The organism is Actinomycetota bacterium (genome assembly GCA_036280995.1).
In the GTDB taxonomy this organism is placed as follows: Bacteria; Actinomycetota; CALGFH01; order CALGFH01; family CALGFH01; genus CALGFH01.
In genome coordinates this window covers 1-4854 of sequence record DASUPQ010000281.1, presented here as the reverse complement: position 1 = coordinate 4854, position 4854 = coordinate 1, and the positions used below count along the sequence as shown (strand labels likewise).

Sequence of the window (4854 nt, the reverse complement as noted above, 5' to 3'; positions counted from 1 at the left end):
GTCGATGAACGCCGTCTGGCTCTCGCGTACGGCGCTCAGGATGGGGGTCTGCGAGTCGTTGCCCCGCAGGGTCTTGGTCGGCACGGGTGGTTCCTCTCGTCATGACCAGCGGATGCTGGCTGTGCATAGTTTAGTTGGCATACGCTTACTTTAACAAGCAATGCAGTCGAGCAGGTACGGCGAGCAGCGTCTATGACCTGGTGGTAGAGGATTGCGTTGCCTGGTCACGGACGTCCTGGGCGTTCTGCTTGACGCTCTGGGCGAGATCCTGGCCGTGCTCACGTCCCTGCCGCCTGGCGGTGTCGGCGACGCTACTGGCTGCCTCCTGGGCGACCTGCTTGCCGTGGTCCAGGGCCTCCTGGCCGGTCTCCTTGACCTTGTCCTTGACCTGATCGGCCACCGGCCCCAGCCGCTCGTTCTCCACCCGAGTACTGGGGACAACAAGGCCGGCCAGGAAGCCCAGCGCGACCGCACCGACGGCCAGCCCGAGCGGGTTCTCCTTGGCCAGGCCGACCGCTCGCTTGGCCTGCTGCTTGGCCTCACCGCCGGACGGGGTGGCCTCGCCCACCCGGGCTGCGGTCCCGCTTGCCGCGTCCCCGACCCGGGAGGTTGTGCCGGTCACGGCCTCCTTGGCCCGGGTGGCGGTCTCACTCACCTTGGACTTCACGTCTTCCACCTTCTGGCTCACCTTGTCCTTGGCTCGGGTGGGCACGTCCGCCTTGTAGCCGATCGCCTCCACCGCCTCGCTCATATCGGCCCGTGTCTGCGCTATCTCGTCTCGGATCGCATCTGGGTCTTGGCCCATGCCACGTCCTCCTTACCGTCTCCTGGACTCGGTGACTGGCGTGATGGGCTGGGTGGCCGAGGGGTTGCTGCCTACGGCCGGCGCGACCACGTCGGCTTGGGTAAACGGGGTCTCGGAGCCGTTGTCGGCCGGGGTGGAGGTGGACGGGGCTCCGGTGGCCCAGGTCACGTCGTCCACGCTGTGGCCGGCCGACGAGCGGTCGTCCCCGGTCTGGTAGCGACGGCTGCTGGAGGCCTTCAGGAACCGGGAGGCGGCAAAGCCCAGCGCCAACCCGCCAGCCGCCATCAACCAGGGCTGGCGGCGGGCAACGTCCTCCACATCCCGGAGCAGCCGCTCGCCATCGGCGTCGCGCAGGTAGCCGCCGAAGGTCTCGGCCCGGTCGGCAACCTGCTCGGCCATCCGGGCTGGCGTGTCCTTGCCCTGGCCCCGCAGCTGCTCAGCCATGGTGCGCATGTCCTGCGCGGTCGACTGGACCTGCTCGCCGGCCTGGGTGGAACGTTGGTCGATCTGGTCACGGAGCCCGCTGCGGGCCTGGCCGAGCGCTCCCCTGGCCTTGTCCTGGGCCAGCCCTGTCGTGCCGCGGACCTGGTCGTTGACCTGCTCGGTCGTCGACCGGTCAGCGGTCGCGGTCGACCCGAACGTGGAGTCGGTCATGCGGTGCTTCCTTTCTCTACCGCGGCCGCCGGACAGCTCGCGGAGAGCGCGTCCGGCGGCCGCTGAGCAAGACGGCCGGGCCGAGAGTTGGCCCGGCCAGCCGCGGTTAGCGGCGGTCGCTGTCGTCGTAGGGCTCGCGGCTACCCGACTTGGCCAGCCCCCGGGCGATCATGTAGCCAATGGTGAGCAGGGTGATATACCACCAGGCCTTGTCGGCCCGGAAGTAGTCGATCCGCTGGCCGTCCTGACCGGTCTTGACCAGGAACGAGGCCACCAGGATCCCGGCGAAGACCACCACATAGGTGATGAACTCGGTGGTCTTGTAGGCGGCCTTGGTCTCGGTGCTGACCCGGCGGGCGAGGCCGCGCCGATCGGTGGTGGCTGTGCCGGCAGTGCGGCCAACCTCTGTGTCCATGCTGCTGCCTTTCAGTGAGCGCCCGGGTTGAATGACCCCGAGCTGGGTGATGGTGGGCGTGCGCCGTGCCACAGAGCACGCTCACCGGCAGGCTGGCAACGCCTCGCCTGGATTCGGGAGCGCCCTCGAGCACGCTGTGGAGCGGGGAACGGGGCGGACCGGCTGCCTGGCAACCTCCGCACGTGTGGGACGAGGACCTGGTCCCACCGACAGCCGGAGAACCTCCCCGACATGGTGAAGGGTAGCCACCGAAACTCGGCCTAAACCCTCAGGCCGGAATCCGACCCTCCGGCCACAGGACGGCCCAGCCAGGCACCGTTCCTGACTGGCCCTCCGCACCTCGGCGGGCCGTCCCTGCGCCGCCAGAAGTCAGCCAGGATCAACCGGCAGCTGGTAGTCCAGCCAGCGCTCATCGCGGGTCGCCCCAAGCCGCTGATAGACGGCCTGCGCGCGGTGGTTGTCGGCCGCCGTCTGCCAGACAAGGCGGGTTGCGCCGTGCTCGCGGCAGCGCTCCAGGCAGGCGGCGATGAGTCCGTCGGCCATCCCGGTGCCGCGCGCCTCGGCGGCCACGTACAGGTCGTTCATCACCCCGACGCGGGCGGCGGCCAGCGTCTGCCAGGTCCAGAAGAGGGTGGCGAAGCCGACAGCCCGGCCGGTGTCGTCGCGGGCCAGCAGCTGCAGCCCCTCCCGTTGCGGGTCGGCGAGCAGCGCCTGCGACAGTGCGAGCAGGGCCTGGTCGGCGGGCGCAACCTGGTAGAAGTCACAGTAGGCGCGCATCAGCGGCAGCAACTCTGGCAGGTCGGCGGGGCCGACCACGGTGATCCGCACGGGCACTCCCTCCTCACGCCCAAACCGGTGGGCAGGAACGGCTCGGCACCGGGTCGAAGCGCACACCTCCAACCTTCAGCTTCAGCAGGGGGGTTGTTCCCCGCGGAATGGCCGTTCACCCGATCCTTTGAACCGCGGCACGAGCAAGAGCAGCGCACTGAAGGGAGCGGAGGCGAGCAAGGGCAACGCCACCGACGCCCGGTCCAGGACGAATCCGGCGACGACCAGGCACCCACGGCCACGCCCTGGGTCACCCCGGACGCCTCGCCGGGCCCGACGGCAGCCTGACCTCGACTACTCGAGCAGGCGCCCGGCCACGCTCAGGTCCGGGTCCGGCCGTGTCCAGCCGGCCAGCTCGGCCGGCACGGCCGGCACAGGCCGGGCGTCGACGGCCAGGCGGCCGGTGCCGTCCAGGCGGGCCTGGAAGTTCACCCGCAGCTCGGGGTCGAGCTCGGGATGGTCGCGGCGCTGGTGGGCGCCGCGGCTCTCGGTGCGGGCCAGCGCCCCCAGCAGGGTGGCCTCGGCGGCGGCCAGGGAGGCGCGAAGGTCCAGGGCGTGGGCCAGGTCGGCGTAACCCTCGGAGGTCGGCCGGACGTCCACGTCGGCGGCCAGCCGCCGTAGCTCGGCCAGCCGCTCCAGGCCACGCTGGAGCCCAGCCTGGTCACGGACCACCCCGCAGGTCTCCCACATGGTGTCGCGGAGCGCCCGCTGCAGGGGGCGGGCGAACTGGCGCCCATGGCGGATGAAACCGGACAGCTCCTGGTCGGCGGCCCGGACCACGTCGCGGGCCCGCAGGGCCACATCACGGGAGGCCGAGTAGCGGGCGGCGGCCTCCCCGGCCCGGCGGCCAAACACGACCGTCTCGGCCAGGGAGTTGCCGCCCAGCCGGTTGGCCCCATGGAGCCCGGCGGCGATCTCGCCCGCGGCGTACAGGCCGGCCACGTCGGTGGCGTGGGTCTCGGGGTCGACCACCACCCCACCCATCGAGTAGTGGGCGGTCGGGGCGACCTCCATCGGCTGCTGGGAGATGTCCAGCATCTGCAGCTCCAGGAACTGCCGGTACATCCGGGGCAGCTTCTCCAAGATGACGTCCTTGCCGAGGTGGCTGATGTCCAGGAACACCCCGCCGTTGGGGCCTCCCCGGCCCTGGGCGATCTCGGTGTAGTTGGCCAGCGCCACCCGGTCGCGGGCCGACAGCTCCATCCGCTCGGGGTCGTAGCGGGCCATGAACCGCTCCCCCAGCGCGTTCTTGAGCTGGCCCCCTTCGCCGCGCACGGCCTCAGTGACCAGGGTGCCCGCCGCCTCCTCGGGGGCGACCATCCCGGTCGGGTGGAACTGGACCAGCTCCATGTCGGCCAGCCGGCAGCCGGCCCGCAGGGCCAGGTACATGCCGTCGCCGGTGTTCTCGTCCCGCCGCGAGGACGAGCGCCGCCAGATGCGGGTGTGGCCGCCGGCGGCCAACACCACCGCATCGGCCAGGAACACGGTCCGCTCGCCGGTCTCCAGGTCGAAGGCCAACGCCCCGAAGCAGACCCCGTCGGCGACCAGCAGCTGGGACACGTACTGGTCGTCGATCACGGTCAGGCCGAGCTCAGCGACCTTGGCGGCCAGCGTCCGCAGGATCGCCCGGCCCGTCCAGTCGCCGGCATAGCAGGTCCGCCGCCACCGGTGGGCGCCGAAGAACCGCTGATCCAGCCGACCGTCCGGGGTGCGGGCGAACGGGGCGCCCCAGTCGGCCAGCTCCAGCACCGCCGCCGGCGCCTCCCTGGCCAGCAGCTCGACCACCCGCGGGTCGGCCAGGAAGTAGCCCTCCCGCAGGGTGTCGCCGAAGTGCTGCTGCCAGGAGTCCTGTGGGTCCACCGAGCCGAGGGCGGCGTTGATCCCGCCGGCGGCCAGCACCGTGTGAGCGTCCTCGCGGCGGCGCTTGCCCACCACCACGACCTCGCTGCCGGCCTGGTGGGCGGCGATGGCGGCGCGCAGCCCGGCCGCCCCCGTCCCGATCACCAGGACGTTGGCGACGTTGCTGCGAGGCTGGGAACTGGGCATGCGGCTCGGCCACGGTCTGAAGGGGTCGGCGGACACCTCCAGCATGCACCCGCCGGTCCGCCCGCGCGACCGTAGCCCGCGTGAGCGCCCGCGGTGCCTGCGCTCG

Annotated in this window: 5 protein-coding genes; all 5 read right to left on the bottom strand. The window is 71.6% G+C overall.

From position 1 onward, the window contains the following. Positions 1 to 190 precede the first annotated feature (190 nt). Positions 191 to 805, bottom strand: a complete 615-nt coding sequence (locus tag VF468_09370; GenBank protein HEX5878516.1) for a DUF3618 domain-containing protein — start codon at positions 803 to 805, stop codon at positions 191 to 193. 12 nt (positions 806 to 817) lie between these two features. Beyond that, a complete protein-coding gene (locus VF468_09365; GenBank protein HEX5878515.1) occupies positions 818 to 1459 on the bottom strand; it encodes a hypothetical protein in 642 nt (213 codons plus the stop codon). Between the two features lie 106 nt (positions 1460 to 1565). After that, the gene (locus VF468_09360; GenBank protein HEX5878514.1) at positions 1566 to 1874 is read right to left on the bottom strand and encodes a hypothetical protein; all 309 of its coding nucleotides are present in this window, start codon (positions 1872 to 1874) and stop codon (positions 1566 to 1568) included. A 369-nt stretch (positions 1875 to 2243) separates the two neighbouring features. Continuing rightward, the gene (locus VF468_09355) at positions 2244 to 2702 is read right to left on the bottom strand and encodes a GNAT family N-acetyltransferase (protein HEX5878513.1); all 459 of its coding nucleotides are present in this window, start codon (positions 2700 to 2702) and stop codon (positions 2244 to 2246) included. 294 nt (positions 2703 to 2996) lie between these two features. Next, positions 2997 to 4748, bottom strand: a complete 1752-nt coding sequence (locus VF468_09350; GenBank protein HEX5878512.1) for an FAD-binding protein — start codon at positions 4746 to 4748, stop codon at positions 2997 to 2999. Positions 4749 to 4854: the final 106 nt, after the last annotated feature.